This window comes from Synechococcus sp. CC9616 (genome assembly GCF_000515235.1).
Classification (GTDB): Bacteria; Cyanobacteriota; Cyanobacteriia; order PCC-6307; family Cyanobiaceae; genus Parasynechococcus.
The window spans coordinates 1243941-1269859 of record NZ_KI911558.1 but is presented as its reverse complement, the minus strand read 5'-3'; the positions used below and the strand labels follow the sequence as shown (position 1 = coordinate 1269859).

At 51.5% G+C, this 25919-nt stretch carries 24 protein-coding genes and 1 pseudogene; 5 read left to right on the top strand and 20 right to left on the bottom strand.

Annotation, left to right across the window (positions count from 1 at the left end; translation table 11 throughout):
* Positions 1-170: 170 nt before the first annotated feature.
* The 9 genes and pseudogenes from SYN9616_RS18205 to SYN9616_RS18160 all read right to left on the bottom strand — a co-directional run.
* Positions 171-287 (bottom strand): annotated as a pseudogene (locus SYN9616_RS18205) (prepilin-type N-terminal cleavage/methylation domain-containing protein); the annotation flags it as partial.
* On the bottom strand, positions 271-870 hold the full coding sequence (locus tag SYN9616_RS16135) for a Tfp pilus assembly protein FimT/FimU (protein WP_028952545.1): 600 nt from the start codon (positions 868-870) through the stop codon (positions 271-273). The gene SYN9616_RS16135 and the pseudogene SYN9616_RS18205, both read right to left, overlap by 17 nt.
* Positions 867-2513 (bottom strand): hypothetical protein, encoded by a 1647-nt coding sequence (locus SYN9616_RS0107560; RefSeq protein WP_028952544.1) that lies wholly within the window; start codon positions 2511-2513, stop codon positions 867-869. Before SYN9616_RS0107560 ends, SYN9616_RS16135 begins: the two co-directional genes overlap by 4 nt.
* 150 nt (positions 2514-2663) lie before the next feature.
* The gene (locus tag SYN9616_RS15470; protein ID WP_071991433.1) at positions 2664-4334 is read right to left on the bottom strand and encodes a hypothetical protein; all 1671 of its coding nucleotides are present in this window, start codon (positions 4332-4334) and stop codon (positions 2664-2666) included.
* Between the two features lie 104 nt (positions 4335-4438).
* Positions 4439-5083 carry a Tfp pilus assembly protein FimT/FimU gene (locus SYN9616_RS0107550; RefSeq protein ID WP_028952543.1) on the bottom strand — a complete coding sequence of 215 codons (645 nt, stop codon included), beginning with the start codon at positions 5081-5083 and terminating at the stop codon, positions 4439-4441.
* A gap of 1 nt (position 5084) precedes the next feature.
* Entirely contained in the window at positions 5085-5672 is a 588-nt protein-coding gene (locus SYN9616_RS0107545) for a prepilin-type N-terminal cleavage/methylation domain-containing protein (RefSeq protein ID WP_028952542.1), read from the bottom strand.
* Positions 5673-5835: 163 nt separating this feature from the next.
* Positions 5836-7878 (bottom strand): hypothetical protein, encoded by a 2043-nt coding sequence (locus SYN9616_RS0107540; protein ID WP_037990806.1) that lies wholly within the window; start codon positions 7876-7878, stop codon positions 5836-5838.
* On the bottom strand, positions 7875-8390 hold the full coding sequence (locus SYN9616_RS15465) for a type IV pilin protein (RefSeq protein ID WP_037990804.1): 516 nt from the start codon (positions 8388-8390) through the stop codon (positions 7875-7877). The genes SYN9616_RS0107540 and SYN9616_RS15465 overlap by 4 nt, the downstream gene beginning before the upstream one ends.
* A 698-nt stretch (positions 8391-9088) precedes the next feature.
* Positions 9089-9589, bottom strand: a complete 501-nt coding sequence (locus SYN9616_RS18160; protein WP_051410980.1) for a type IV pilin protein — start codon at positions 9587-9589, stop codon at positions 9089-9091.
* 118 nt (positions 9590-9707) lie between these two features.
* Here SYN9616_RS18160 and SYN9616_RS0107525 point away from each other — a divergent pair, with 118 nt between their 5' ends.
* A complete protein-coding gene (locus SYN9616_RS0107525; RefSeq protein ID WP_028952540.1) occupies positions 9708-10997 on the top strand; it encodes a sensor histidine kinase KdpD in 1290 nt (429 codons plus the stop codon).
* Here the strand turns inward: SYN9616_RS0107525 and SYN9616_RS0107520 are convergent.
* On the bottom strand, positions 10987-11700 hold the full coding sequence (locus tag SYN9616_RS0107520; protein ID WP_028952539.1) for a response regulator transcription factor: 714 nt from the start codon (positions 11698-11700) through the stop codon (positions 10987-10989). The genes SYN9616_RS0107525 and SYN9616_RS0107520 overlap by 11 nt on opposite strands.
* An 83-nt stretch (positions 11701-11783) precedes the next feature.
* Here SYN9616_RS0107520 and SYN9616_RS15455 point away from each other — a divergent pair, with 83 nt between their 5' ends.
* From SYN9616_RS15455 to SYN9616_RS0107500, 4 genes are read left to right on the top strand one after another with little or no spacing between them, the layout of a single operon-like run.
* Positions 11784-12221: a hypothetical protein gene (locus SYN9616_RS15455; protein WP_156918720.1), complete on the top strand. Its 438-nt coding sequence runs from the start codon at positions 11784-11786 to the stop codon at positions 12219-12221.
* Positions 12221-12637: a hypothetical protein gene (locus tag SYN9616_RS0107510; protein ID WP_156918719.1), complete on the top strand. Its 417-nt coding sequence runs from the start codon at positions 12221-12223 to the stop codon at positions 12635-12637. Before SYN9616_RS15455 ends, SYN9616_RS0107510 begins: the two co-directional genes overlap by 1 nt.
* Positions 12634-13137, top strand: a complete 504-nt coding sequence (locus SYN9616_RS0107505; protein WP_028952537.1) for a prepilin-type N-terminal cleavage/methylation domain-containing protein — start codon at positions 12634-12636, stop codon at positions 13135-13137. The genes SYN9616_RS0107510 and SYN9616_RS0107505 overlap by 4 nt, the downstream gene beginning before the upstream one ends.
* Positions 13127-13675: a hypothetical protein gene (locus SYN9616_RS0107500; RefSeq protein WP_028952536.1), complete on the top strand. Its 549-nt coding sequence runs from the start codon at positions 13127-13129 to the stop codon at positions 13673-13675. The genes SYN9616_RS0107505 and SYN9616_RS0107500 overlap by 11 nt, the downstream gene beginning before the upstream one ends.
* Here SYN9616_RS0107500 and SYN9616_RS15450 read toward each other — a convergent pair.
* From SYN9616_RS15450 to SYN9616_RS17250, 10 genes are all read right to left on the bottom strand, one after another.
* On the bottom strand, positions 13645-14031 hold the full coding sequence (locus SYN9616_RS15450; protein WP_051410977.1) for a hypothetical protein: 387 nt from the start codon (positions 14029-14031) through the stop codon (positions 13645-13647). The two genes, SYN9616_RS0107500 and SYN9616_RS15450, sit on opposite strands and share 31 nt — an antisense overlap.
* On the bottom strand, positions 14028-14333 hold the full coding sequence (locus SYN9616_RS15445; RefSeq protein ID WP_232200685.1) for a sensor histidine kinase KdpD: 306 nt from the start codon (positions 14331-14333) through the stop codon (positions 14028-14030). The genes SYN9616_RS15450 and SYN9616_RS15445 overlap by 4 nt, the downstream gene beginning before the upstream one ends.
* Complete coding sequence (locus SYN9616_RS15440; protein ID WP_051410976.1) at positions 14318-15436, bottom strand: HAMP domain-containing sensor histidine kinase; 1119 nt, start codon at positions 15434-15436, stop codon at positions 14318-14320. Before SYN9616_RS15440 ends, SYN9616_RS15445 begins: the two co-directional genes overlap by 16 nt.
* A 393-nt stretch (positions 15437-15829) precedes the next feature.
* Positions 15830-17941, bottom strand: coding sequence for an ATP-binding cassette domain-containing protein (locus SYN9616_RS0107480; protein ID WP_084218320.1), 2112 nt, complete (start codon positions 17939-17941; stop codon positions 15830-15832).
* Positions 17942-17945: 4 nt separating this feature from the next.
* Positions 17946-19853 (bottom strand): ATP-binding cassette domain-containing protein, encoded by a 1908-nt coding sequence (locus SYN9616_RS16125; protein ID WP_028952534.1) that lies wholly within the window; start codon positions 19851-19853, stop codon positions 17946-17948.
* The gene (locus SYN9616_RS0107470) at positions 19850-20824 is read right to left on the bottom strand and encodes a cyclic nucleotide-binding domain-containing protein (RefSeq protein WP_028952533.1); all 975 of its coding nucleotides are present in this window, start codon (positions 20822-20824) and stop codon (positions 19850-19852) included. The genes SYN9616_RS16125 and SYN9616_RS0107470 overlap by 4 nt, the downstream gene beginning before the upstream one ends.
* Positions 20825-20862: 38 nt before the next feature.
* A complete protein-coding gene (locus tag SYN9616_RS0107465; protein WP_156918718.1) occupies positions 20863-21519 on the bottom strand; it encodes a hypothetical protein in 657 nt (218 codons plus the stop codon).
* A gap of 28 nt (positions 21520-21547) precedes the next feature.
* Positions 21548-23305 (bottom strand): PilW family protein, encoded by a 1758-nt coding sequence (locus SYN9616_RS16120; protein ID WP_028952531.1) that lies wholly within the window; start codon positions 23303-23305, stop codon positions 21548-21550.
* Between the two features lie 3 nt (positions 23306-23308).
* Complete coding sequence (locus SYN9616_RS16835; protein ID WP_084218318.1) at positions 23309-23899, bottom strand: Tfp pilus assembly protein FimT/FimU; 591 nt, start codon at positions 23897-23899, stop codon at positions 23309-23311.
* A gap of 11 nt (positions 23900-23910) precedes the next feature.
* Positions 23911-25554, bottom strand: coding sequence for a hypothetical protein (locus SYN9616_RS17250; RefSeq protein ID WP_232200166.1), 1644 nt, complete (start codon positions 25552-25554; stop codon positions 23911-23913).
* Between the last annotated feature and the right edge of the window lie 365 nt (positions 25555-25919).

The following is a 25919-nucleotide window of genomic DNA, read 5'->3' as shown; positions in this document are numbered from 1 at the left end:
CAGTCATCTGTGACGTTGTCTGGGCTGAGGCTGGCCGATTCAATCGAATGGCTCATGGCGATTTCTGATTGGATCAGCTTTGTTGTCCGGTTCCAGTCGTCGTGAATTCTCCTCTTCGTTTCAGCGCGAGCATTACTTTTGGTGTTTTCTATCATCACATTTACTGTGATCAGGGAGAGTAATCCTGCGATGAAGGATGCAACGAGCAGCTCTACCAGAGTGAATCCCGTTTCAGCTACAACGGTCTGCTTTGCTCTGGTTTGATCCGTTCTAATAGCTGTTGTCATAACGGCATGTTGAGGACTCATCTTCTGCAATTCCGTCGCGCATCATCCCAATCGGAGAGATTATTCGAATGCAGCGTTGCTTGGTGAGATCACGATGGCGAAGACGCAATTCAAGAGTTCCCTCTGAACTGAGCTGGTGATTCTGGCTGAAGCCTCGGAATGAGAAACGAATGCCGCCATCGGAGTCGTCAGGACGCGTTGAGGGTGTGCTTAGCAATTCAAGTTTGTCGCTATCGGCACCAAAGCTCGCGGCAAGGTCAAAGATGCCTGCACCAGCTGCGGAGGGCACATCTGAACAGGGAGTTGCGCCCTCGCCTGAATCAATTGTGCTGATCAATCGTTTGTTGGCATGGTCGATGATTACTTTGCAGGTGAGATTCTGGCGCATGGCAAAGCGACGTTGATCACCTAGCCAGTTTTCCAGTTCGCGTGTGGATGCCAGTAATCGCTGGCCGGTCCAGGACCGGGATAAATTCACCAGGGCAATGCTGCCGAGAATTCCCACAACTGAGATGACAATCGTGAGTTCAACAAGGCTGAATCCATTGTTGAGCTTCGTGTGCCTGAACAATGGGAGTGTCATTCTCTCTGCATTTGAATCAGTCGCCACCGATCGATTCCCAAGGCTGCAAATTCTTTCTGGCTTTCTCCACTACTCCCCCCGCAGACTTGGTAGGTCTCACAGATCGTTTTGCCGGCATCTGTGGGTACGATTAATCGTGCATAGTCTCCAGTAACTTTGTAATTCTTGGCGATGACTGATCCTGTAATTGTGATTGGGTACGTTGAGTTGCCTCCGCTCAGGTTCACGTCAAAACATGGCATATAAAGAAATGCATTGATTGAGCCTCCCCCTGACAGGTTGAGTTGCTTGCCACCGCAGCCACGTTCTGCATAATCAACGTATGTGGTTTTATACGTCGATACCCCGCCGTAGATCACAAATTGGCCGAAATTACCGGTGTTCACAAAGTTATTTCCAGACAGATTAATCTGTTCCCCTTCCATATAAAATCTAATATCGCCATCATCAGGCTTGAGTTTCATTGTGGTTGTCCCAGTTTGATTGATGCGCAGTATCCTGCAATGGGTTGTTTTTTTGTTGGTTGTTTTATTGGTTATGGTGATGCAATGATTTGGGTGTGTGTTGTGGCCGATCGTAATTGACTTGTAACGCATATCCCATGGCGCGAGGTTCTTTAAATTCTCAGATAATTCATTGCCATTCTCGTCCCTGATGTCGTGCCAGGTTGGGGCTTGAGGGATGTCCATGTCTCCTGCAGACCGCACGCCATCGATGATTCCGGACCCGATCAGTTGACCCTGTAGAAGTGCAGATCGTTCTGTCTGAGAGAGTTGGTCGTTGTTGATGGCCGATTCCAGAGATGAACAGTCGTTGGAAATGGTCTGGTCTGCACTGGTCCAGCCTTCGCATTTATCTGCAGGTGGTGGATCACAGTTGATGCAGTGCACGTTTGCACCGCTCAAGGCGCTTGGGCGCTTTTCGTCGATTACATCGCCAACATTGAGAGTGATGTTTTGCGTTAATAAGCTGTAGCTCCATCCACTTCCTGCTGTTCCGCATGGTTCATAGGGAGCGCGATTGCAGCACTTCGGAACAATGGTCACCTCTTGCTCAATGATTGCCGACGAGGCGATGGTGGGATCATCCTGCGGCCCTTTCAAACGTAATCCTTGAACCTGGATGATCGCTGTCCCACCCTGGATCTGATCACCAAGGAATTCGTAATTTCTGAGTCGATAGATCCCCCTGCCTTTGGCGACTGGTTGCGATAAAAGATCCATCATCTGATTGGGGCTTGTGGATCGGCCATCGCAAGTTTTCGTTGAACCTCCGTAGGCTCCAAATTGAAAGTCTCGCCATCCAGCACATTCCGGAGACTCTAACTGCTGAGCAGGCGAGTTGTTTTCAACCTGGCAATTCACCGTAAGTAAATAAGGAAATTGATTGTTCAGTTCTTTGAGCAAAAGTGAAAGACCACTCTCGGCAATTTCTTCTGCTTCGCTTGTTTGATTCTGTTGGATTGTATTAACAAGGCTTGAAAAGCTTCTCGTGGATATCATCATGGCGCCGACAGCAAGAATCAGCCCGCTTATGATCACCAGCGGGAGAATGTAGCCTTGCTCTGAGACTGATTGTTTGTTCTGTCTCAGGTCGCCGTTGGTTGTACCCATGCCCACAGCTTGCTGATGCTTTGCAAGCATCGCAACCTAGCTTTGGCTATTGATGATGCAATAATAATAGAAGTTTAATCATTGTTCTGTATTGGTTGGCTCCCTACCGTTTTTCCTTAGGGAAGGCCTTTCCCTCAGGGTGTCTTCTGTGCGTCTAGGCTTGATTGGTTGCTAGGTCCTTCATTGGCTCTGGATGTAATTACCCTCTGTCTTTTTCGAGAGGTCTTTCATCCACTCTGAGTCCAACATGACGGATGTGCTATTGACCTTGAGAGGATTCGTCTGACGCTCGTCTGCATTTTTCCTTGCGAAGAATTCAGCAGCAGGCTTGTAATCATTTGAGTAGCTGGCGTCCTCGCCAGGCGTAATCCTGTAAGTACTTGTCGGTAATCCGTCAGAAAGAAAGTAGAGGGTGTCGGCTTCAGTGTCGTCAAATGATCTCTCCAAAGCATCCCAGGGATTGGTGCCGCCCCAGCTCTTTGCACTTGCCTCGTCGAGAGAGCTGACAAAGGCTTGGGCTGAATCCCGGTTATCTCCATCACTGATGGTGACAAGCCCGTTCTTGGATCTGTCCCACTGACGGTCGTTGTAGCTGCCCGGAGTACTGAACACTTCCAGGCTGATGCGCGTGTCTTCAGGGAGTTGCTGAATCAGCTCCGAAAGCTCACGCTGAAGTCTCTCCATTCGTGTCTCATTGCAGATTGCATTCGAGTATTCATAGGCATTTCCTCGATACAGGGGATCTCCTTGAGGGGTATGGAACCAACGTGATGTATTCCCCTTTTCCAAACTCCCCTTTTCGTCAAAGCTCCAGGACATGCAGGCACTCATTGATCCGGAGCCATCAACGAGAAAACGAACATTCTTGCTGTTGACATCCCGGAACCATTCAGACCCCAGCGAAACGTTGTTCTGTCCAGGAGCCATCAGTCGTTTGTCTGCACGAGCGTATGCTGTAAGCATCAGAGGCTGACTTGTTTTTGAATTATTGGAGCCTGCAACAGTGATCTGAGTGTTTTCCACACAGACCTCTGTACTGTCGTCACAATCCATCGGGCTGATCACACGAATCAGCTTCCTGCTGTTATCAGTTTCAAATCGAAAGGCGGGTTCGAGATAGCGTCGAACTGGTGACAGGTTGTTGGCGACGTTGAAACGATAATTATCATCAGGACCTTTGGCTAGGTATTGCAGAATATCGTTGGCTGTAATTTCATATGGAGCTTTATTTGGGAAGGGATGGTTGGTGTCAACGCATTCCTTGTCTTCGTTGTAACTGAGGCAAGGCATCATTCCAATGCCATTAATTACTGTATCCACAAAAGGACTCTGTGTATTGTCATACCGGCCATCCATTCCCAGTGGTGTGCCGCAACGTTTGACTGCGAAATTACGTGATCCAGTTCCCTGGGCTAGCCCATACAGCACAGGTTGGCCTGTGACATCAGCCATTTTCAGGCCAAAGAGTGGAACAAAGGACGTTTTTGGATCGGGGGAGGGGTTGCCTTGGCTGGCAAGGGTCTGGCACACCTGAACAGCATTTTGGTATTCACCAAGATCGGTGTAAGCGAGTTCCGCGTCTGGAGGCGTTCCATTGACCAGGGCATGCAGGCTGCGTTCAATTTCGGACCGCATTAAACGGATCCCGTTAGCGGAATTCTGCTGTTGGGTTATCTTCTCTCCGCTGCTCTTGATCAGTGTTTGCGTTGACCGAAGGGCCATGGCACCAGCTCCGATCACAAGAGTTCCTGCGGCCAGTGCGATTAGGGCTTCATTCAGGCTGAAGCCGTTTGAACCTGTAGTGCGCTTGACCCTTGATGGACATGTTGTAAGTAATGACTTTTGTTTCATTTGAAATTACACATGCTGGAGCTCAATGCTTTTATTTTGCCCTTGATTTGAAGGGCACGTCTGGAAGGAACGTGAAGACTGTCTGAGAGATTACTGATCTGCACTCAATTTTCAATGCATCGATTCGCGTCCCAACGCCCTGAAAAGATCTGGCCGTTGCCAGTGACTTCGATGCAGCGTGTCACCAAACGACTGGATCCATCATTTTTGGTTGCCCAAGGTTGTTCGGACTCAACAGAGCGAATCAGGATGGTGACATCATTGTCGTTGGCGGTTGTGCCTGGAGGTGTGAAGGCAAATGTTGCAGCACTTGCGGACACTTCAACAGAGTCTCTCTCTCGGCTGCCTTCAAGGTTGACCAGTCTGATCGCCGAGGAATTAAGTTCCTGGTTGACGTCGTCGGCATCGATTTGTGCAATGCATCCACTCAGGGCATGAGTCTTACGTCTAGTTCCATTATCCTCCTGGACTTCAAGGAGATTGATTGGGTGCGTAAAGGCATTCACTTTGAACTTGGGCGATGCTGCAAAATCAATTTTGCAGCTCTCCTTGATCGCGCCCATCTTGGCGCGGATGCTGAATAAACCACCTTCCAGATTTTTCGTGTAACGGTCGACTTTGGCCTGGGCCATACCACGTCTGAATTCTGGAGTGGCCCAAACAGCAGTCATGCTAATGATTACAGCTGCCACGATCAATTCCAGAAGGCTGAAGCCTTCGCTCGATTTGACCGTGTCATGACGTTGCATCTCAGGAATTCAGAGCTTCATAGGGTGTGCAATAACTCTGGAAGTTGGGGCTGAGCTCCAAGGAACGGCTTTCTGTTCCAATATTAGATTCAGGAGCTTCAAAGGAGTATTTGACGGTCACGATGGCGTTGTCTTCATCAAATTCATAGCTGGTTTGAATATCGGTCTCACGCGTTCCTGGGTTTTCAAACGCTGTAAACAACTGGATGCTGTTCGCTCCTGGATTAGACCTCCAGTCGCCATTGTTCATGGCACCTTGCTGAGCCAGAGCTTTGGCCAGGTATGCAGCTGGCTTTCTGCAAGCACGGGTGAGACCGTTGTCTCCATTCCGGTGTGCAAGAGGGATGCGGTCGTAGGTGAGTAGGGAGTCAGCTTTCTGGACGAGTTGGATGTGGTCTTCGATTGATTGCTCAACGTTCCGACGTTCTTCCAGGTTGGCCTTACCCGCGATGGCAGACACACTCATGCGTCCAACGGCAGTCATCACAAGGGTCAGCAGAACACCAGCGATCAGCGTTTCGATCAGTGTGAATCCCTTCGACCCTTTTTGGTTTTGACGTGTTTGGAAGTGGGATTTCAGTAATCTCAACGACGCTCACCTCCTGAGGTGATTTAAGGGATTTCGGCTCTTTTGCCTCTTCCATTAGTGTCGTTCTTTCCATTAGATCTCATCTGAGCTGTTCACCATCGGCTGATGATCAGTCGCTAGGAGTTATCTGAAAGCAGTCTGAGAAGCCATGCTGAAGCAGGATTTACCAGCGTTTGAAGATGTCGAAGCCGCTGCCACGGATGCCACGGACAATTCGGCGCCCGATGCCGCCGGTTGTGGGAATGTTCCAGTACGTCTTGGCTTGATCGACAAAGGCGGTTCCGCCGCTGTTTTCGCTGGTGACCGTTAGATCTCCTTGGGCGCATAGCGAGCTGGCCCAGATCACGCCTTGCATCGAGGCATTCACCGGCCTTACCCGTCCAGTGTTGAACGAAACCCAGGCCGCTGGGAGGCTTACACCGGTAAACAGAAAGTCGTCGGCTGCCTGATCGGTTGGGCAGGATCGCAGCTCAGAGTTGCGATCCTGGGTGATCACGAGCTGCGCCGGTTTCAGGTTGCATGTCGGCGTTGCACCAGCAAGTGAATTGACTCCGCAAAGCTGGGCGTTGGTCCTTAATGTGTATTGGTAATTTGCTCGTGAGGTATTTTCACCGACATTAAGGTGCAAGACAATAGCGCGGGTGTCATTTTTAATGAACAACTGGGTTTTTGTGAGGTTCAATTTCTCAATAAAGATGTGGCATACATCTGAGGAGTTGTTGTTTGTGCAAATATCGTCACTGTCGATTTTGAGAGTGTAGTTAACGTTGGCTTCTGAGTCTGATTCAGCCGTTGGTTCTGAAGAGCCTTCAGTAGGAATATTCCAATCCCACATGTTATCACCGAGATCGCAGTCAATAGCATTGTTTTCAATGCAGGTGCCGACTTCGATAGTGCCTTTGTTTTTATCCTTCCAACGCCATATGGTGATGACGCTTCCATCAATTTTGTCTGATCTATAATATTTGTCAGACCAACTCCAATCTTTGCTCCCGGTATCGTCTGATTCGCAATTTTCTTGTGCTTTGTCTATGTCTTTGATTTTGCACGTCCCGATTTTAAACCATTTCCCTCTCCAATGCTTTTTGATAGTTTTGTAGTTGTCGATCGAACCAGTGTTGCTTGAGTCTGACTGAGATGAGCCCTCTTCCTGCAGCAATTCCTGGTTCTGAAGAATCGCTGCTGGTTGCCGACCCTGAGTATTGCCAGGGCTTGTACATGCAACCCAGCCACAGATGGTTGGGTCTGTGTCATCGAAGCTCCAGACACGGTTGTAAGTTTTCCCGTTCACAGAGGCTTGATCAACTGTGCCATCACGGTTGTAGAAACTGGATGCAGGGATGAATTGACTGTTGTTATCACGTAGAACAGGCCAAACAACATCTGTTGATTGCCCTGAAATATTGTTGAACTTTTTATTGCATAAGTCTCTATCGGCCATTGATGTATACCAAACCAGTCGACCAGGCCCTTTGATCTCCAGAGAAGCAGCGCCACTGCTCCCAAGAAGATTTGACGTCTGAGTCGCGACAACCCCCCAGTCATCGGGTCTGGCGATTGCTGATTCCAGTTGCAGAGATCGGGTGAGGCGTGCACGGGCCAAAAGAGGTGATGTTGTTTCTTCATTATTGTCATTGTTGCCGTTGTTCTCGATACGACGAACAAATCCTTCGACCTCGAAAGTGCCGGTCCCCTGCCCTTCCGAAAAGGTGCTGGAATAACTTCTTAATCGGTAAGTCGTTAACACAACTCCTTTGCCATCACCTCGCATCGATTCTTCGTTGAGCTTGTATCCATCAGGACTTACTGGCCAGGGGGCTTCGGTACTACCGGAAGCGTCTGTGTAGATGGGAAGGCCTGCCAGCCCTGAGCAATATTGCCCTTTCTCGTACGGTGTGTTCCAGATCCAACTATCAGGTTCGTTATCCTCAGTAAACAGAAAACCTCGGTACTCTGCTGTACTGGCGTTGTTCAAGACAGCGAGAATTCGATTGAATCCATTACTGGCCGCTATTTCAGCCATTTGTTGATAACTTTCAGAACTTGCTGACTTTTTTGCTGCGATTTGTCGTATCAGTAATCCTGTTACACCTGTGATCAGGATCACGCCCATCAGGAGAGAGATGACCAGGGAAACTCCCTGCTCTTCCTTTTGAAGACTTTTGTGGGCTCGATTTGGTTTTGAAAGTCGGTAAAAGATTGTCATGGCTGTCGTCTGCAGGTTAATGCCTCTGCCGTAACAGCACCTTCAGCGTCGCGGCGCCCCAGCTTCAGATCACTTGCTCCGTTATTGAGGTCGATGCAAGACATAGCATTGAACTCGGCTTTGTCTCCAGTCTCTGCGTCCGGTGTCGCTGTGAAGGTGAACAGGCCCGAAGCATCATCTGAGGATTTGCTGATTGTGAAGTCGCAGGCAGGCGTAGTAATTGCCTCAGTGAGATTGCCATCAGCGGCATTGGCAGGGCCTGCTTTGGTCATGACGACTGCAACTTCGCTGACATCCTCCCAAGTTTCAGGGTAGGTGCCATTGATAGCTTTATAAGAACTTACTGTGCTTGAAAGAATATTGAGGATGTTGGCAACTTCTGTCTGGCAGGTTTTGTGGATATTGCTGATGTAGCTTGGAATCGCAATGCTGCACAGAATTCCTAATATACCGACAGCCACCAGCATCTCGGTGAGGGAGAATCCCCTTTCTCGTGTCTGCTTGGAGGCCAATTGATCATTAGAATATCTAAGTCACATTTTAAGGCAAGTCGACGCTTCTGATACACCCTTTGGGGTGAAAGATTGGTGAGAATATTGGGCTTGACAAAAGTTTCTTAAATGCTGAAGCTCTCTGGTATATTAAAGTAAATCAACCAAAAATTGTGTTAACGATGAAAACGATCTTTTAAGTCGGAGAATTCTGTGTATTGGTAACTGCATTTGCCCGAGGAGTCGTAAGCCTCTTCCTGCTCTGGCCAGAATATTGAGATAATTATTTTGCTTGATCTGGGGCTGCCGCAGCCATTAAGGCGTCAGAGTTTTTCATATTGGCTGCTTTATTATTCTTATAATGTTGCGTATGCCATCAAAGTCCAGGCATTGTTTTTCATTTGTATAGAGAGAATTCTTCCGATTGATGTTTTCCAGCGGTTCTTTTGGAAGAAAATGTTTAGATTTCGAATCACGTCTGACGAATCTTATTGATTGACATTGATGATGTGATTTTACGGCATTCTTGGGGCTCTTTTCCATGTTCGCCTTGCGTTGCCGCCAATGGAAGATCAAGAGTTTGGCTATATATTCATTAAATAAGGCAATGCTCGCTTTTGTTAAGAAAAAACCGCCCTTTTTTGAAGAGCGGTTTTAGTGGTTTCGATTTAAAAGATAAGAATTTGTCGTACGTCTGGAGTCGTTTAGGCAATGTTTCCTTAGCCGCCGGGGGCAGGTGCTACGCAGGCATCCAGTCCTGGGGCGTCTCCGCAAAAAGTAATTTTACCGCCCGTTGCCACGTCTAGGGTTGCAACAACGGTTTTGCCTTCTAAGTCGCCTGCATTATCACTGCCTGTGGATGTTACGGTGACTATTGTGCTGTTAGCTCCATTGGTGCATTCAATATCAAAAGTATCTGTATCTGGAGGGCATTGACCATCGTCGTCAACATCGGCTTTCCATGTTGTTAAACCGGCTGCCCCTTTTTCTGTCCATGCCACTTGGGCTTCTTTAAGTGCAGCTGATGAAAGAGTTTTTGCCTCAGTCGCTTTCGCTTTGCTGGTTTGACTCAGGAAGTTTGGTAGTGCAACCGCTGACAAAATGCCAACAATCACAATCACGATCATCAGCTCCACGAGTGTGAAGCCCTTCTCGAGCAGGTTGCGGCCTTTTTTGCGGTTGATCAGCGTCAGCTGAAGCTTGGAGTTGAGAGAGGTCATGGATGAGATGCAGTGTTTGCGGTACGGCACCGTCAGGTGTGGACAACTCCATGATTTCCTCTATTGATGGTGTTGTAAGGGAAGAGCCGCTAAAGCTTCCCTAAGAGGATTCTTAGCTTTGCTCTCAGAATCATCAGCACCTCGTCGGCTCCCCTCGCTGCGAATCTGGCTGCAATCCACGTCGTTGTTGGCTGTTGTTGCTGGTTACAGCCTTTTGCTCTTGGTAGGTAGTGCTTTTCGCAGTGCTGAACGCCAGCGCGATCACCAGCAATTGACTGATGCAATCAGTAAGGAGCTTCGGGTCAGTTCAGAGTCCAATCTCATCGAGCAGGCCTTGGGTGTCCAGGTTTATTTGCTGCCTCAGGGCGACCCGCAACCCCCTCAGCTGGTAAGCCAGCCAGACGGTGAGCGATGGATGGTGAGCCGTCGTTGGTTTGTACTAACTGGAGATTCGGCGTTGCTGGAGGTGCGGCAAAACGTGACGGCCCAGTTGCGCCAGGACCGTATTGATCAGCTGCTGCTTATGGCCACTGCGGGTGTCTCGATGTTGTTCACCTCGCTGTTGTTGCGTCTAGTGCTGCGCCGTGGACTTGTGCTGCCCATCGGTGAACTGAGGGATCAACTCAATGCTTTGGAGGCGGATCGGCTTGGCCAGCAGCTTCTTGATCCTCTTCGTCAGCCGGAGGAATTGCGGCCAATCGCTCTGGCATTCAACGGTCTGCAAGGCCGTCTCGCTGAGGCATGGCGAAGAGAACGAACCTTTGTTGATGGCGTGGCCCATGAACTGCGCACCCCGATTTCAGTGATTTCGGCTCAGGCCCAACGGCTTGGACTGGCTGAACTCCCCCATCCATCCGCGGCATCCGCCTGCTTGATCGCCTCTGAATCAGAACGCATGGGCGAGCTGGTGCGAGTTCTGCTCGATTTCGCCCGAAGTGATTCCGGGCGTCTTCACTTGGAGATGCAGGCGATGGACCCGGAACAATTGTTATTAGAGGCCTTCGATCGGCTTTTAACGTTGGCCCCTGAACGGATTCAGCTTGGAGCGGTGAGTTGCGAGGATTTGCCTCAGATCAACGCTGATTCCGCGCGCTTGCATCAGTGTTTGGCGGTACTGATCGATAACGCTCTGACCTATTCCAATGGGGCCGTTGTTCTTGCAGCTGACCAAATCAGCGAGGATTCAGTGGTTGTTCTGCATGTGCTCGATCGCGGCCCCGGCATTCCTGCTGCTGAACGCGGAGTTGTGGTGCAACGCTTTCAGCGGGGCAGCAGTGCGATTGGTACCCGTGGCAGCGGCATTGGCCTGGCCACCGTGACGCTGTTGATGGATGCGATGGGCGCAGAGTTGCTGATCGCCGATCGCCCTGGCGGTGGCGCTGATCTGCAGTTGCGATTTAAGGCTTAGGGGCACCCACCCTCGCCATAAATCCCGCTCCACGAATCGTGTGGAGGAGCTGAGGTTGCCCGCTCTTTTCCAGCTTTTTTCTCAGATAACCCAGATACACATCGAGGGTGTTGGGATCTCCTACAAACGGTGAGCCCCAGACGGCTTCCAAAATTGATTGTCGGGACTGAACCGCATCGGCGTTGCGCACAAAATGGCAAAGCAGATCAAACTCACGCTGTGAGAGCGAAATCTCCTGTTCGCCGCGCAGCACTTTTCGCTCCAGCAGCTGAATCTGCAGATCACCAAGACTGAGCTGTTCTGATGATGGGTCGTCGGAACGCTGATAGCTGCCGCTGCGGAGTCGGGCCCGCACGCGTGCATGCAGTTCCTTGAGGTTGAATGGTTTGGTGAGGTAGTCGTCCACGCCGGCATCGAGGGCGTTCACCCGTTCATCAATGTCATCCCTGGCTGTCAGCATCAGCACCGGAGTGGTGTTGCCGCTGTTTCTGAGACGTCTGCAGACTTCAATGCCTGAAAAATCAGGCAAGGTCCAATCCAGCAGCACTAGCTGAAACTGTTCCTGCCGAAGTCGCAGCAGGGCATCCTGACCGTTGTCACACCCACTGCAGCGGAAACCAGCTTCGCTGAGCTCATCCACGAGGAATCGCAACAATTCCGGGTCGTCGTCGACGATCAGTAAGCGGGCAGCCTCGTCAGCCACGGCATTGCACTGGTTCAAGCAAGTTAAATCGCTTTTGGGCGTGGAACGCTCAGAAGCATTGCGTCGTATTGCAAGCCATGTTGATGCCTCCTCCCACCCCCGCTGAGCAGGGCTTTGCCTTGCCGCTGGCGCTGACAACGTCCTCGCTGTTGCTGCTCAGCAGCCTTTCGTTGCAGACCCTGGCACTGCATGGCCAGCAACGAGGTCGCCATCAATGGCAGATCGCCTCGCGCCGTGATGCGGTTCGCTCGGCAGCAATGGATTTTTCACAGCGCAGCCGCGCTGAGCAGGCGTGTCTGCTGGCCTGGCCGTCGGACCAGTGGTCCCAGCTGCACGAGTGCCCAACTGCTGATCCTCAACAACTTCTCTCGGGCGAGGTGGATGGTCAACGCTGGACCCTGAAGGATTGGCAGCCGACTGGCCCCAAAGGCCAGCTGGTCCTCAGTAGTCCTGATTTCGGTGAGGTCACTGTGTCGCTCCAGGTTTCCCCCTATGGGGCCTGGCTGGGAGGGCAGGGTTGATGACCTTCAGTGAAGTGCTAGTGGCCGCTGTGGTGCTGGGCATCAGTGGCCAGGTGAGCGTTTCGAGCTGGTCCAGTGCAGCAGCAGCAGCCAGCCGCGGCGAAACCTTGCAGCAGTTGCTGCATCGATCAGATGAACAATTGCTGGCTACGCGCCGTCTTTTGAGCCGAGGATCTGGCGATCGTCTACTCGCCGCAAAGAACGCCTGTCGCTTCAACGCTGTGCGCTTGCTCGAGCGGCTTCAGCCTGTTCAGGCTGATGAGTCAGATCTGATTACAGATCTGAGCATCGATGCAGCCGGCGATGGTCTCTGGCTGCAGATCACCCTTGCGCGTCCTGGTGATGCGGAGCCACTGGTGCGTCGTCAGTACTTCACCCCCGCGGGGCTTGGGCTCTGTGAGCAGGGGAAGCCATGACCCGTGGCTTCACCCTTGTGGAACTGCTCGTGGTCTTCGTCATCCTTGGCCTGTTGGCGAGCATGGCCTTTCTGCCGCCGGGCCGTCAGCGTGAAAAGCTGGAGCTGGATGTAGCCCTGCGTCTGCTGCGGCTGGGGCTTGATCGCGGTCGCATGGCGGCTGAACGCCAGGCCGAGCCCTGTGGCCTCAGCCTTGGTCCCGATGGTTGGCAACCGCCCCGCCATGGCTCTCTGCCGGCTTGCCAAGCCGGGGTGACACGTCTCAGTGAAACCGCCGAAAGCCAGGTTGAACTGCGCAGCAACCTGCCGGAGCTGGTGCGCTTCACCGCCAATGGTTTGCTGCTCGATGGGGGTTTGGTGGTGCTGCGGCATCCGCGGTTGGAGCGAGCCCTCTGCCTTGTGGTGAGCCTGCCGTTGGGGATTTCCCGCACCGGTGACTATGACGCCGATCCAAACGTTGCCCTGCGCAGTTCCTATTGCCAGCCTCGTGATGAGGCTTAAGCGCTTTAGCCGCGGCTTCACGCTGGTGGAACTGCTAATGGCGGCAGGGCTCGGCGTTGTGTTCTGTGGGCTGGCGGCGCAGCTGTTGATCGGTGATCTGGCCCATGGCAGGGCCCTGGCCCGGCGTCTGCAGCTTCGCCGCCTGCAGCGGCGCACCCTGATGCTGGTGAAGGGCGACCTGTCCAGAGCCGATCACTGGCAACTGCAGCCAGCTTCCGATCCCGGTTGGCGTTGTTCGATGGCCGGACGTCAACCCCTGATCGCCATCAGCTCTGCAGAGGGCGTCGCTGCGGTGGTGTACAGCCTCGGCCCGCCGCCATCGTCGATCTGGAGGGGCCAGGTGTTGATGCGTTGCGGCCCCTCCTTCGACCTCCAGGGGCAGCCCAACCTGGAAGGCGCTTACCAAAACCGCGTGGTGTTGGACCAGGTTGAGGCGCTGCATGTGGAACAGGATCCCGATCGGTTGCTGCTCAGGCTCGAGATTCAGCAACGGCTGCCGGGATCGGATCAGCTGCTGCGGTCTTCAGCTGTTGGTTGAGCGGCTGTTGAGTGAGCTGTCATTACTTGGGGTTCGAGCAGGAAAAAGGCAACCACGCTGAGTTCCGCCGCGGCTAGCAGCACGTGATCCAACCATCCAAATTCCACACCCATGCCCATCGCCGTGATCCAGCTGTTGACCACCACCATCACAACGGCAAACACGCCCAACACAATGGTGGGTATGGCTTGCAACTGGCGTCGATCGTTCCAGAGCGTGATCAGCAACGGCAATAGCAGCAACGTTGACGCTCCATGCAGGATCCGCATCGACACATCGCTGTGCAGGTGTGGTGTGATCGCTGCCCACAAATTCACCGGGATCAGCAGGGAGCAGAGAATCAGATAGCTGATCATCGGGGCAGGCTCACGGTGAAACAGCTGCCCTCGCCCAAGCGGCTACGCACTCCAATCGTGCCCCCCATTCCTTCCACCAGCAGCTTCACCACGGACAGTCCCAGGCCTGATCCGGTTCGTTCTGGGGCATTGCTAGCACGGTGGAAGCGTTCAAACACCGTCTCCAGTTCGTCCTGCGGGATGCCGATGCCCTGATCAATCACATCGATGCAAAGGACTCCCTCGCCGAGATGCATCACGAGCCTGATTGGTCGATCTGCTGGCGAATACTTGTCTGCGTTCTCGATCAGATCCAGCAACACCTGCCGCAACCGGCCGGGGTCGGCCTGGGCGACGGAATCGCGTTCTTCAGGATCGGTTGGTAATGGAGCTCAAGGGACCGCTCCAACGTGCTGCGGGCCATATCGGCCACCTGCTCCAGTTGATCGGCGAGATGCACGGGCTCGTTCTGGATCGAGAGTCGCCCGGAATCACCACGGGAGAGATCCAGCAGATCATCCATCAACCGGCGCATCCGGATGCTTTCTTCCTCGGCTGTGCGCAAACCACGCACCTGGGCTTCGGTGAGGTTGTCGCCTCGCTTGACGGTTCGGTTCAGGTATCCCTGAACAATCGTGAGCGGAGTGCGCAGTTCATGACTTACAGCACTGACGAACTGCCGCTGTTGACTCCAGGACATCGATAAACGCTCGAGCAGGGCGTTGTAAGTACGCCCCAGCTTGAGCACCTCCACAGGGCCCCGTTCCAGCGGCAAGCGGGCGGAGGCCAGGGTTTCAGCGGTGACCTGATCGGTGGCTGCGTTCAACTGCTCAAGGGGCTGCACGATCCGCCGTACCATCCAGCTCACGGCCAAGAGCGTGACCACCAGGCAGCCGCTCCAGATCAGGATCATCAGCGCCAGGTAATCGCTGAGGGCCTGTTGGTTGGTACTCACCTCCTGGCTGATCCAGAGCCGGGCTCCGGAGGCATAGCGCTCCACGAGTTCGGTGAGATAAAGCTGGTCCCCGAGGCGGATCAATTCCTGCCGTCCAGTGATTCGCGCCGGGTTCTCTCCCATCGCTGCCCGAATCGCTTTATCTGAAATCTCTAAGTGATCGCTCTGCGGAAGCACTAGCGACCCATCAGGGTTCTCCACCCAGAGGCTTGTGCGCATGCTCGAGTGCAGCAGCAGCTCCTGCTGCACGAAGTCTTTGCCTGTGCCGCCCTTGGTGAGGCAGGCCTGGATTGAGGCCGCACTGCGACGCAGTTCTGCGGCGTTGTTCTGAATCAGGTTGCGCTGACCGGTCCATAGCCCCACCGAGGAAGCTCCTGTAAAGCCCACAAACACTGCCAGGTAGGTGGCCAGCTGGAGCTGACCTTGCAGGCTGCCGAGCAGCTGATCGCGCCAGGAAGGTGATGACTCCATGCAGACATTTTCATCATGGTCAGGGGTTAATGCAGGAATTCACGACGAGCTATTGGCGACTGCCTTAAACTATTCAGTCGAATGGCCATGGCCAGCTAGGGGCTGTTGATCGTTGTGCTCCTTGTCAATGGACTTGCAGTTGCTCGGAAGAAATCGCAGGTTTTGCCTAAGAGAAACTGGCATGTATTGCCTGGTTTATAGATGGCCTTGCTCATTGGGATCTGCCTTTGCTGTTCGTAATGGATTGGCGATTCTTTTGGCTTGATTGATTTGCTTCGAGGTTTTCTTAGGTTTAGTCTTTGATTTAGCGAAAATAGATTGTTTGCAAGTAATCAAACATTCTCTTGAGAATCGTTCGTGGAACGTTTTCGTTCCTCCAGTCTTGCTTTGTTCTTAGATCCTGAAGACGCGATCTGCGCGGTTGATACTTTCGAGGCGATGACTTGCCATCACGACTGTGCAGTTCAGTCTTCGAAGTAACTCAAACACCTGAGCTTCGCTACTGCTATCCAGGGCTGACGTGGCTTCATCAAGCAGCAGCAATTTTGGTTGCTGAACAAGAGCTCGCCCGAGATTGAACAGTTGACGCTGCCCTCCGCTGAGATTTGTCATCCCAAGATCGAGCTCTGTGTCGATCCCATGAGGTAACTGTTCAAGCACCACAGCCAGCCCCAGATCGTTGCAGATTTCTTGCAGCACCTCATCGCTGATCGTGGGATCCCAGAGTGTGAGATTGTCTCGCAGACTCACATCCAACAGAGCATCCTCCTGACAGACCATGGCCAGAGCATTGCTGCGCTGTCTTGCAGACAGGCTCAGCAGTGGATCTCCGTTCAGAAGCACTGCGCCTGATTCCGGCTGCAGCAGGCCAGCCATCAGGCTGAGCAGGGTGCTTTTGCCGCAGCCACTGGGGCCTGTTATGGCTAGCCATTCCCCTGGGGCCACGCTCAGATCGATTCCATTAAGTAGCGGTTGCTTGTCTGGTTCGTGCCCAAAGCGCAGCTGCTGAAGCTCGACACCAATGGCTGATGTCTCGGAGAGCTTCACGGATGGAATTCCACCGCTGAGCAAAAGAGCATCCGTGGGTTCGTCGTTGAGGTTGGCCAGGCCATCGAGAGGTTCGCCGATTGCTAGCCAGTGCTTCTGTTGCAGCTGCAAGCGATGCAGCACCCACCACCACAACAAAGTTGGGATCAGTACTGGTAAGCGCAAACCTCCAAGGCTGAGTATCAGCAATGGCAAACCCCAGCTCACCAGGGTTGGCAACCATCCGGTGAGCCGCGCCTCATGCTGTTGCTGCAGTCGTTCGCCTCCAGCATCAGCCTGAAGACCACTCCAGCGCTGCAGCACCCGTCGTTCGAGTCCCAGCGACTTCAGCGTGCGTGGATCCTCCAGTGATTGCTGCAGGCTTTGCCATGCACGTCTCTCTTTGCGCGCCGTCTGATTGTTCTGGGGGCGTTGCACGCTGTGGCTGAGAACCAGCAACGTCACCAATACCGGCGTGCCTCCCAGTACCAGCAAGCCGAGCAAAGGCTGTGCGCCGAGCTGACACCCGCTCCAGATCAGCAAGCTCAGAACCGCCGGGAGTTGCCAGAGCAGATCGTCTCCGATCAGCTCGCTAACGCGACGCGAGCCCTGGTGACGCCCACTGAGTTCTCGCAGGAGGTGTTGCTGTAGAGCCCATTCCGGCATCTGCAGCATCTGACGTTGGATGCTTAGTCCACTGCAGCTCGTGATGGATCGGCGCACAGCTGTAATCAGGAGTGGAATCACGCTGATCATCAATACGAGCCCCATCAGCAGGGCTGGTAGTGACCAGGCATCCGCTGTCGTGCCGAACCAGACTGCTAATGCCACAGCCACCGCCTGGCAGATCAGCAAAGCACCACTTCGGAGCGGTTCGGCGAGTCTTAATTGTCGAAGTAGTTCACTGGCTGGATGTCTCTGCTGCCCTCCCGGATGAAAGTCGGCACTGGGCTGCATGGTGATCACAACCCCGGTGTAAGCCCTATCAAATTCCTCGTGGCTGATGCAAAGTCTCCCGGTCGTTGGGTTGTTCACCCAGATTCCTCGAGTGGTAATCGCCTCAAGAACAACAAAGTGGTTGAACTCCCAGAACAGGACCGCCGGAAGTGATAGCTCCCGCAGGCTGTTGAGTCCACGTTTCATTCCTTTTGCGTCGAGCTGGTAACGCAGGGCCGCTCGCACGAGTTGCGCGGCACTGCTGCCGTTGCGGGACACGCCGCAGGCTCGCCTTAGTGCACTGATGGGTTCGATGCGTCCGAAGTGGCTCAGCACAATGGCCAGGCACACCGCGGCGCATTCTGTGGTTTCCAGTTGGCGCAGTTCCGGTGTACGGCTTTGCCGCTGCTGCCAGGCCAGCTGCAGCAGCTCCATCAGCTCCGGGCCGAGTCGGCGTAAGGAGTCACGTTGACGTTCAAACGGAGCTAATTCTTCGTTGCCTTGGCTTGAGCCCTGCATGGCGCGGTAGCGGAATAGCCCCATCGCTTCAGCTCTCCTGCTGCTTCATCAGATCGCGGAAGGCACCATCGACGTTTTCCAGGCTGCTGTAAGCGCCCTGCTGCACCAGACGCCCGCCCTGAAGAACAAGGATTAGATCGGCCTCCTTCACCGTGCTGAGCTGATGGGCGATCAGAATGCGCGTGCAACGCAGCTGGCGCAGCGTGCCAAGCACGGTGGCCTGGCTTATTGGATCGAGAGCGCTGGTGGGTTCATCCAGCAGCAATAGCCGTGGATGGCCGATCAATGCGCGGGCGATCGCCAGTTTCTGACGCTGGCCTCCAGAGAGTTGACGTCCCCCATCGTGGAGAGGGGTTTCCAGGCCCATCGGGAGGGTTTTGAGGTCAGCGCCGAAGCCAACGGCTTCAATGGCTTCCATCGCCGCGGTCATCGTCAATGGTCGGCCAGCAGCCAGCACATCCCAGATCGTCTGTCCGACGAGATGTCCTTCCTGGAGCATGGCGCCGATCTGCGGCCGGAGCAGGTCCTGCTGCAACAGGCGGGCGTCCGTGCCGTCGAATCTGAGCACGCCATGCTGCGGCTCAGCAAAGCCCAGGAGCAGGTGCAGCAAGGTCGACTTACCGCTTCCGGTGGGCCCCACGATCACGACATAGGCCCCAGCTGGGATCTCAGTGGTTAGATCCTTCAGTGCCCAAGAGCTGCGCTCGTCATAGCGGTAGCTGATTCCCTCGCAGCTGATGGATCCCAGGAGTGTGCCGGGGTCGTTCGCCTCCGGCTGCCACTCTGGGGAGTTGTTTAAGAGGCCCTGGCCAGCGCTCCATTCCATTTGCAGGCTCATCAGCGGCTGCAAATGGTGAACGATCAGCAGGCTGCAGGCCAGTTGCAGGACGATTAGAGCCAGCACCTGCCCTGAAGCAATTGCATTGAAAGCGAACCAAAGTGCAGCGCTTGCGCAGGACAAAGCGAAGAACAATGCGATCGCGCGATTGCGATCCAGCAGACCTTGCCAGCGCATCGCCTCGCGCAGCGGTGCGTTCCAGAACTCCAGGGCTCTTTCTTCTGCCCCGGCTAGACGCAGGCTGGCATTGATGCGCAGCAGGGCCAGGCTGCGACGGTCGGCCTGGCCGAAGGCCCGGTCGCGATGAATCACCAGTCTTTGGTTGCTCCAGGTCATCCACCCCACGGAGAGCAACCAGAGCAGACAACAGCCCAGCACCGCCAAGCTCAGCAGTGGCTCAGCTAATGCCAGAAGCGCACTGGCACCGAAGAGGGTCAGCAGACCGACCGCAAGATTTCTCAGGACCTCTGGCTGACGCTGACTTGCCTGCAGCAGTAGTTGGATCAACCCGGAACCCAAGCTCCCAGACAAGCGCACGACTGTGCTGACGGGAAGTCGGAGCCACTGCTGAAGGGAAGCCATGGCCAGCTGGGTGGCTCGAAGGCTGGTTGCCATTGACGTCGCCTGATCCCTTAGGAGAAGAATCACCAGCGGCATCAGCAAAGTTGCGGGATGGCTGCGTATTAATAAAAAAGGGATGCTGATCCACAACACTGATTCAAGGATCAGACCAGCCGTCTCTGTACGGGACAGCGACCAGAATCTTGGAAGTTGATGACACCCTGGCCAGAGGCTGAGAACATCCCGTTCAAGTTGGTCTGGATCAGGAGGGGTCGCTTTTTTCAAACCGATCGGCTGAAGATTCAGCCGAAGTGTTGTCGCGTGTTGGTTGACAAGCCAAATCTGTGGTGATGGGTTTTTCTCGCGCGTCAACCACAAACCGGAATCAAATGCCAACGAGGTGGTCCACCATCGAGCCGGGAGTTGCATCAAACGATTTGGTATCCCGGCATGCCATAAAAGGCGGGATGCCGTGCTGAGGTCGTTATCACCCCAGTTCTTTAGGACGCGCTGAATCTGCTCAGCAGCGCGGGTCATGCCGTTGCAAGTTGACGACATAGCCAGTCGAAACGCCTTCCGGCATGGCTGATGTTGTCGAGGGTGTCGAAGTCGATCGCTTCATTTAAGGCGGCGCGACTGGCGAGGCCATGGCTCAGCAGTTGATCCCTGCAACGATGGGAAAGCAGCATGGCGAGTGCCCGATGGAACCTTTCGCTAAACGTGGCATCGGCCCCCATGCGCTGTTTCAGTTGGTCCTGGGGTAGCGCGAGCAATTGCATTCTGTTCCTTGCAATCACGCTTGCTGTTGCCAGATTTTTACTACTAAGCAGTGCGATTTCCCCAAGCAATTCGCCCCGGCGGGAACTGCCTACAAGATGGCGTTGCTCCGATGTGATGAGGAAGATGTCTGCCTCTCCTTTAAGAACCACCCAGAGTTGATCGATTTGGTTGCCCTGTTCGATCAAGGTCTCACCTGGTTGGCAGTGCACCACAGTGCCGAGGCGACCTAGCCAATCAATGTCGAGGTCATCGAGTTCAGCAAACACGAGCAGAACCTTCCGAAGGGGCTCGATTTCGGAGCTGTTCCATCGGTGCACCATTGAGTTCTGGTTCTGCAGCTGCAGTGCAAGCTCTCGGGCGAGCACGTTGTAAAAATCTGCGGCCAGGACAGGATTACTTTTGATCGCGTCGCGAAGATTCTCAAAGGGAAGGCGGATCCAGCGGCTCCTCGCCCGTCCGACCACAGTCGCAACCGTTGGTCGCCGTTCTAAAAAAGACATTTCTCCGAGAATTTCGGGTGCTTCAAGTACGGCAATTGCGGTTAACTCACCGTTGCGCTGTTCGCTGCTGACATCAGCTGTGCCATCGATTAAAAGCAGAAGTTCTCGACCCACAGATCCTTCTTCAATCAAGGTTGTTGCTTGTTGCAGCTCGAAAGTGCTCTGAGATTCCTGCACCCAGGAGTAAAAGAGAGATGGGAAGAGAATGTCTCGGATCTGCTTGCTCATCGCTTCGCTCGGTGGCTTTATTCAGGTCTAACCTGTTTTCAGGACAGCCAACCAGATGCTGGCATAACCATCGAGGTGTTTTGCACAGTAGTGCCACTGTGGGAGTAGGTCACTGTGATGCTGTCACCGTCAGCCTTAATGGTTCGAATCACATTTTCTCCACCAAAATCTTCCTGTGTTTGAATGCCGACTTCGCGTTCATTAAGGTCTTGAAGGTCTAAGGAATCAATAAACTCCTGACCAATTTCTCCTGCCTCGGCATTCGGCCTGTAGGTGCCGGTAGCAGCGTCCAGGTTGTGGTTGCTGAGGTCATGACGTATGGACTCAATATCCGCTCGAATTCCAGAGTTGATTGCATCTTGAATACTGCTGGTACCTATCGCGTTCACCCCATTGGTAAATAAACCGCTGGTACCAGCAACCATGGTCATCAGGATGGTGGAGGAGACGAGCGCTTCTGGTAAGCCAACTCCCCCAGTTAGTTGCTCGAGTTCAGCCAGGCTAAGGTCAGCACATTCATCTTCGTTATCGAACGCATTCAATGTCTGTAACAGATTTGATTTCGATAAACTGGTCCCATCGGAACTGTGAAAAACCAATTCTTTTTGATCTGAAAGAGCCTGCTGGACATTCCGACGGCCAGAAGTTTGCTTTAGATCAATGGCATGAAGCTTGAAGCAAATGCTGTTTGTCATGATTATTGGCTTTGCAATAATTTCTACATTAGCACCCACGAGCCTCTCTAAACGTGGGTGATGCATTTGGATTAGAAAAGAATTTAGTTTGTATATTGCAGGACCTGTTAAGCGGCTCGTAAGAGAGATCTTTCGGCATTCTTACTTGTCCATAAAATTGCAAGTTGGAGGTGTTGCTCCGGATGCGAGTAGAGAGTAATCCACTTCCGCTAACTCCATACGCACATGCGCCATTAATTTTTCTTGCAAGTATTAGACTGCCAGAGTGATATTGCATATTGGTATTTCTTCTGTGGTGTTTCATCGTTGGAGTAAAACAGAATCTATCTTTGACGTCTTGCGGCAAATCTTCAACCTCTGCCCTGATATTTCTTGACCAGTTTGCGATAAAGCTTCTGCGACTCTCTCTGGTATATTCCTCCTTGACGCTGTTAAGTATATTAAACCCAATAGTTTTTGCTTCTATTAGCGGTAGCCAGCGGGGATCATCTTCATCACTCACTTCTGGTTCAGGAGCTTCGGGAGGTTCATGAATTGTTACTTCTACATCGCATGAATCTCTGTTTAGTGGTTGTAAGTTTCCCGCTTCGCCCTTAGGGATATGGAAGACTTCGTTAGCGAAGACGAGTATATTGCCGAACTCTACGTCAACATTTTTCTTGTTATCGGTATCTTTTTTGGTGATTCTGCATGAAGCCTGAGTACAGGGTTCAGGTCGTTCGTATTCATATTCAGCTGTATTTCCTTCAAAATAAATAATATCATAAGAGTCCTCTTGGCCAATGACTTTATCGTGATCACAAAAATCCCCTACTTCGTCAATACCACTAATGAAATGGTTGGTTCCTGACCCTCCACGAAGAGTATCGTCACCGCCTAATCCAATTAAAATATCATCTCCATCTCCCCCATCAATTTCATCATTTCCGTCACTACCGATGATTCGATCATCGCCACCGCCACCATCAAGAACACTGTTCTCAAAACCGCCTGCTTCTATCAGATTATTTCCATCTCCTCCAGTAATCGTGTCACCCCCTCCATGACCACATATCAATGCATCTGCATTCATCTGTCTATTCCATTGATCTTGGTTCTGCTCTGATGTAAATTGATCAGAGTTTGATGTTAAGTTAAATCTTATGCCTTTAATATTTTGTTGCGAAGTTTCAAAACAGACGCTTGAAATATTAGGACGTACGATGACAGTTTGAATGCGTGATCTTGCAACTCCTTGCTGCCGATATCGGGCGTTAACCAGGCCGTTAAGTGCAATATTAAATTGCACAAGTTTTTCATCTTCGCTTATGGATGCTGTAAATCCAGAATCATTATTTTCAAGCTCATCAATAATTATCTCATTAGATAATGTACTGTCGTAATCGCCGCTGGAGTTAATTGCAGGGCCACATCGTTTAAGGATAATACCGCTCCAGCGATTGTCATTTTCGGTTGTATAATAGATTGCTGGCTTTATTTGTTGGTTTCTTTGAAATTGAATAACCATCTTTATCTGACTTCTTACAATGCCGCATTCTTCAATCAGTTCATCATCAGCTTCAGTGGTGACTTTCATGGATTGATTAACCTCAGAAGTGATAAATTGGTTTGCTGCAACCCAATCGCTACGGAGTCTTTCGCGTCGACTCATCTTCTGAGAGGAATCAATTTGCGACACCATTACTTGACCGCCTGCCATAACAGTGATTAGTCCTATGGCAGCTGCAACCAGTAACTCGATAAATGTTAATCCTTGATTACCATGTTGATTGAAAAATTTGATCATCGTTCAATTCGAAAAGTTGCAGGTGTTTCTATTCATATGAGTTTTGCGAATTAAGCCAACTGGCTCTGTGATAACAATGCAGTATCCTTTTTTAATATTTGGTGAATAAAGTTTCACTAATGCTCCCTTGGAGACGGTTCCTTTTGGGGTGAATTCAATATGCGTTGATGTCTTCAGGATGCCGTTTGTATCAACATCACTCCCGTCATTTTCTTGATCACAATCCATGCTGAAGTTGGATGTATTATTTGTTCCGCAGATGACTAGATTCTGTAAATCGTTGGAATCATCTATTAAATTTAGAGTTTGTCTCTGTGTACATTCGATCGGATTGGAAATGGTTATTTGTGCTTGCTCATGGCTGACAATGAGTACGCATGGAGAGGCGGAATTCAAGCTGGAAGATTTACTCTCTTTTGCAAAGCTCACGAATGCCTGCGCTGCCTGATTGAGGCGTGCACTCTGAATATTTCGATTAAAGTTGATAACCGCAATGCTGCTTAGTATCCCTAACATGCTAATGGCGAGCATTAATTCGACTATGGTAAAACCAGTATTTTCGCTAATTGATCTAAGGTTTAAGGTGTTAGACATTTTAGAAGTATTTATCGAGACATTTCCCAGTCAGTTGTACCAACTGCCACAAAATCGCTTGGACCTGCTGTAAAGCTAGGCCCAAATTGATCGGTCAGTTGAGTGCTAAGATCAGAAGGTACAGTTATTTCCGCAGAAGTATTCGCTGCATCTGAGTCCCAATCTCTAACCCAAGCAGCACCATCTAGGTCACCTTGACTGCATACTCTTGGCTCTTCCCCTTCAGATTGATTGTCAAATTCTGCATTCCTCTGCTGGTCGTTTGGGCACTGCGCGTTGTTGTTGTTAGGGCTGTTGATGATGGTGACAGAAGCACAGGGTGCATAAATAAAGCTTTTCAATGTGTTTGCACCACTCAGAGTAATATTTTGATATCGGTCCTCATTGACTTGGCAGCTTGCATTTCCAATAATCACAAGGTCAGATGATTTACCGCCTTGATTTACGAGATTAGAATTATTTGAAGTGTTTAGATCTCCCTCCAGGTAGATAAAAACAGGTCTACTTCCTCCGGCTGTATTAACGATGACGTTTTCAGATCCTTCAAGGTTGATGTCGTTGAATCGGCAGTGGACACGCATCTTCTCATCTGTTACGCACATGGGATCACCTCCTTCAGGTCTGATATGACTTGTTCCTTCGCATCCAATGCAGAGGGGGTCAAAGGCTTTAAAGGGCTCATTAGGTGATTCAATCCTGATCGATTCATCGCCTTGTGGGGTGATATCACCAATTGAAACAGCTTCCAGTAACTCAGAAGGGAATGTTGGCACATCTGGAAGTATTACGGAGCCAGTGAATGGGAAACCATCTACAACACTATCACCATGCTTATTGATATCATCAGTTTCTTCACATCCAGTGCAAATAATATGGGAGAAAGGGCCGCCGATCACATCGTCTTTTCTTAGATTGATTGATCTGGCTATCAAGCCTGGTAGGTATTTAGGATCATGTGTCTGTAAGAGCGTGCGTTCACATGGTTTGCTCTTGATCAGCATTGTTTTTTTTAAAATGGTAGTAGCCACGGTCTCCCCACTTCTATTGATGCGTTTGCCTTGAACCGTGATGACTCCCTTCCCCCCAGTTAGTTGGTTGCCGTAAAATGTGTAGCTCTCAAGGCCCCATTCTCCAACTAGAGGTATTCCATCGTTGTTTTGAGGCTCCAAGTCGATAGTGCCTTGTAAAACAATTCCGTCAGAATAATTTGCTGTCTCTATTGGTTGTCCGTTTTCATCAGGGCAAGTAGATCCTGAGACAATGGGTAATGGAGATGCATTTTGATTCCAGCCACCGATGTCGACATTATTGCAGCTGCTTTTTGAGTCGAATGTGATTGCTTCGTTTTCTCGATAACAGTTGATTAAAAGATATCTGTATTCACTATTCAATTGTCTGGTGATTTGCGTTAAGCCTGTTTCGGCAATGTCAAATGATTGCTGGTGAAAATTAGTTTTTCTGGAGGCAACCAAGGACTGAAACATTTGCGCTGCAAGCGTGAGTCCGCTAATAATCAGAAATAGACCTATGATCACAACTACTGGAAGAGCGAAGCCATTGTTTTGACTTTCTGGCTTTCTTGAATAATGTTCCGCCCCTGGTTTGTTCATGGTCAAGGCATTGATCTGTCTGCTTTTGCGATTGGGTTTTTGCAAAAAGCCCTGCCTCTTAAAAGGATGGGCTTCTTTTTTGGATTTGGTTCTAGTCGAAGCAATTTTCTGCCTTCTTAAGCATGGCTAGATCCGTTAAGTTCATTTCGGAATTAAAATTTTCTTAAGCATTTTTTATAGGTGCTTCGTGTATTGAAGAGTGGGTTTAGCGCTTCTGGAGCTTATTGCCGTACGTAGCTTTGGAAATTGTCTGTTCAAATATTTCGGTAGAAAGCGCCATACTTAATCAGTCTTTTGTGGGGCGCGCCAAAATTATGGTTTTTTTGAGTCCCTCGAACCTTCCTGAAAATAAAATGCTCTTCCTTGGATTAGAGAATTGTGTGTCGATGTCAAATCTTTCGCCAGGACTG

Excerpts from the sequence above, each read along its gene's own strand:
- SYN9616_RS16135 (WP_028952545.1), bottom strand. The coding sequence starts at position 870 with ATGACACTCCCATTGTTCAGGCACACGAAGCTCAACAATGGATTCAGC.
- SYN9616_RS0107560 (WP_028952544.1), bottom strand. The coding sequence starts at position 2,513 with ATGCTTGCAAAGCATCAGCAAGCTGTGGGCATGGGTACAACCAACGGC.
- SYN9616_RS15470 (WP_071991433.1), bottom strand. The coding sequence starts at position 4,334 with ATGAAACAAAAGTCATTACTTACAACATGTCCATCAAGGGTCAAGCGC.
- SYN9616_RS0107550 (WP_028952543.1), bottom strand. The coding sequence starts at position 5,083 with ATGCAACGTCATGACACGGTCAAATCGAGCGAAGGCTTCAGCCTTCTG.
- SYN9616_RS0107540 (WP_037990806.1), bottom strand. The coding sequence starts at position 7,878 with ATGACAATCTTTTACCGACTTTCAAAACCAAATCGAGCCCACAAAAGT.
- SYN9616_RS18160 (WP_051410980.1), bottom strand. The coding sequence starts at position 9,589 with ATGACCTCTCTCAACTCCAAGCTTCAGCTGACGCTGATCAACCGCAAA.
- SYN9616_RS15455 (WP_156918720.1), top strand. The coding sequence starts at position 11,784 with ATGCCTCCTCCCACCCCCGCTGAGCAGGGCTTTGCCTTGCCGCTGGCG.
- SYN9616_RS0107510 (WP_156918719.1), top strand. The coding sequence starts at position 12,221 with ATGACCTTCAGTGAAGTGCTAGTGGCCGCTGTGGTGCTGGGCATCAGT.
- SYN9616_RS0107505 (WP_028952537.1), top strand. The coding sequence starts at position 12,634 with ATGACCCGTGGCTTCACCCTTGTGGAACTGCTCGTGGTCTTCGTCATC.
- SYN9616_RS0107500 (WP_028952536.1), top strand. The coding sequence starts at position 13,127 with ATGAGGCTTAAGCGCTTTAGCCGCGGCTTCACGCTGGTGGAACTGCTA.
- SYN9616_RS15450 (WP_051410977.1), bottom strand. The coding sequence starts at position 14,031 with ATGATCAGCTATCTGATTCTCTGCTCCCTGCTGATCCCGGTGAATTTG.
- SYN9616_RS15440 (WP_051410976.1), bottom strand. The coding sequence starts at position 15,436 with ATGGAGTCATCACCTTCCTGGCGCGATCAGCTGCTCGGCAGCCTGCAA.
- SYN9616_RS0107480 (WP_084218320.1), bottom strand. The coding sequence starts at position 17,941 with ATGGGGCTATTCCGCTACCGCGCCATGCAGGGCTCAAGCCAAGGCAAC.
- SYN9616_RS16125 (WP_028952534.1), bottom strand. The coding sequence starts at position 19,853 with ATGACCCGCGCTGCTGAGCAGATTCAGCGCGTCCTAAAGAACTGGGGT.
- SYN9616_RS0107470 (WP_028952533.1), bottom strand. The coding sequence starts at position 20,824 with ATGAGCAAGCAGATCCGAGACATTCTCTTCCCATCTCTCTTTTACTCC.
- SYN9616_RS0107465 (WP_156918718.1), bottom strand. The coding sequence starts at position 21,519 with ATGACAAACAGCATTTGCTTCAAGCTTCATGCCATTGATCTAAAGCAA.
- SYN9616_RS16120 (WP_028952531.1), bottom strand. The coding sequence starts at position 23,305 with ATGATCAAATTTTTCAATCAACATGGTAATCAAGGATTAACATTTATC.
- SYN9616_RS16835 (WP_084218318.1), bottom strand. The coding sequence starts at position 23,899 with ATGTCTAACACCTTAAACCTTAGATCAATTAGCGAAAATACTGGTTTT.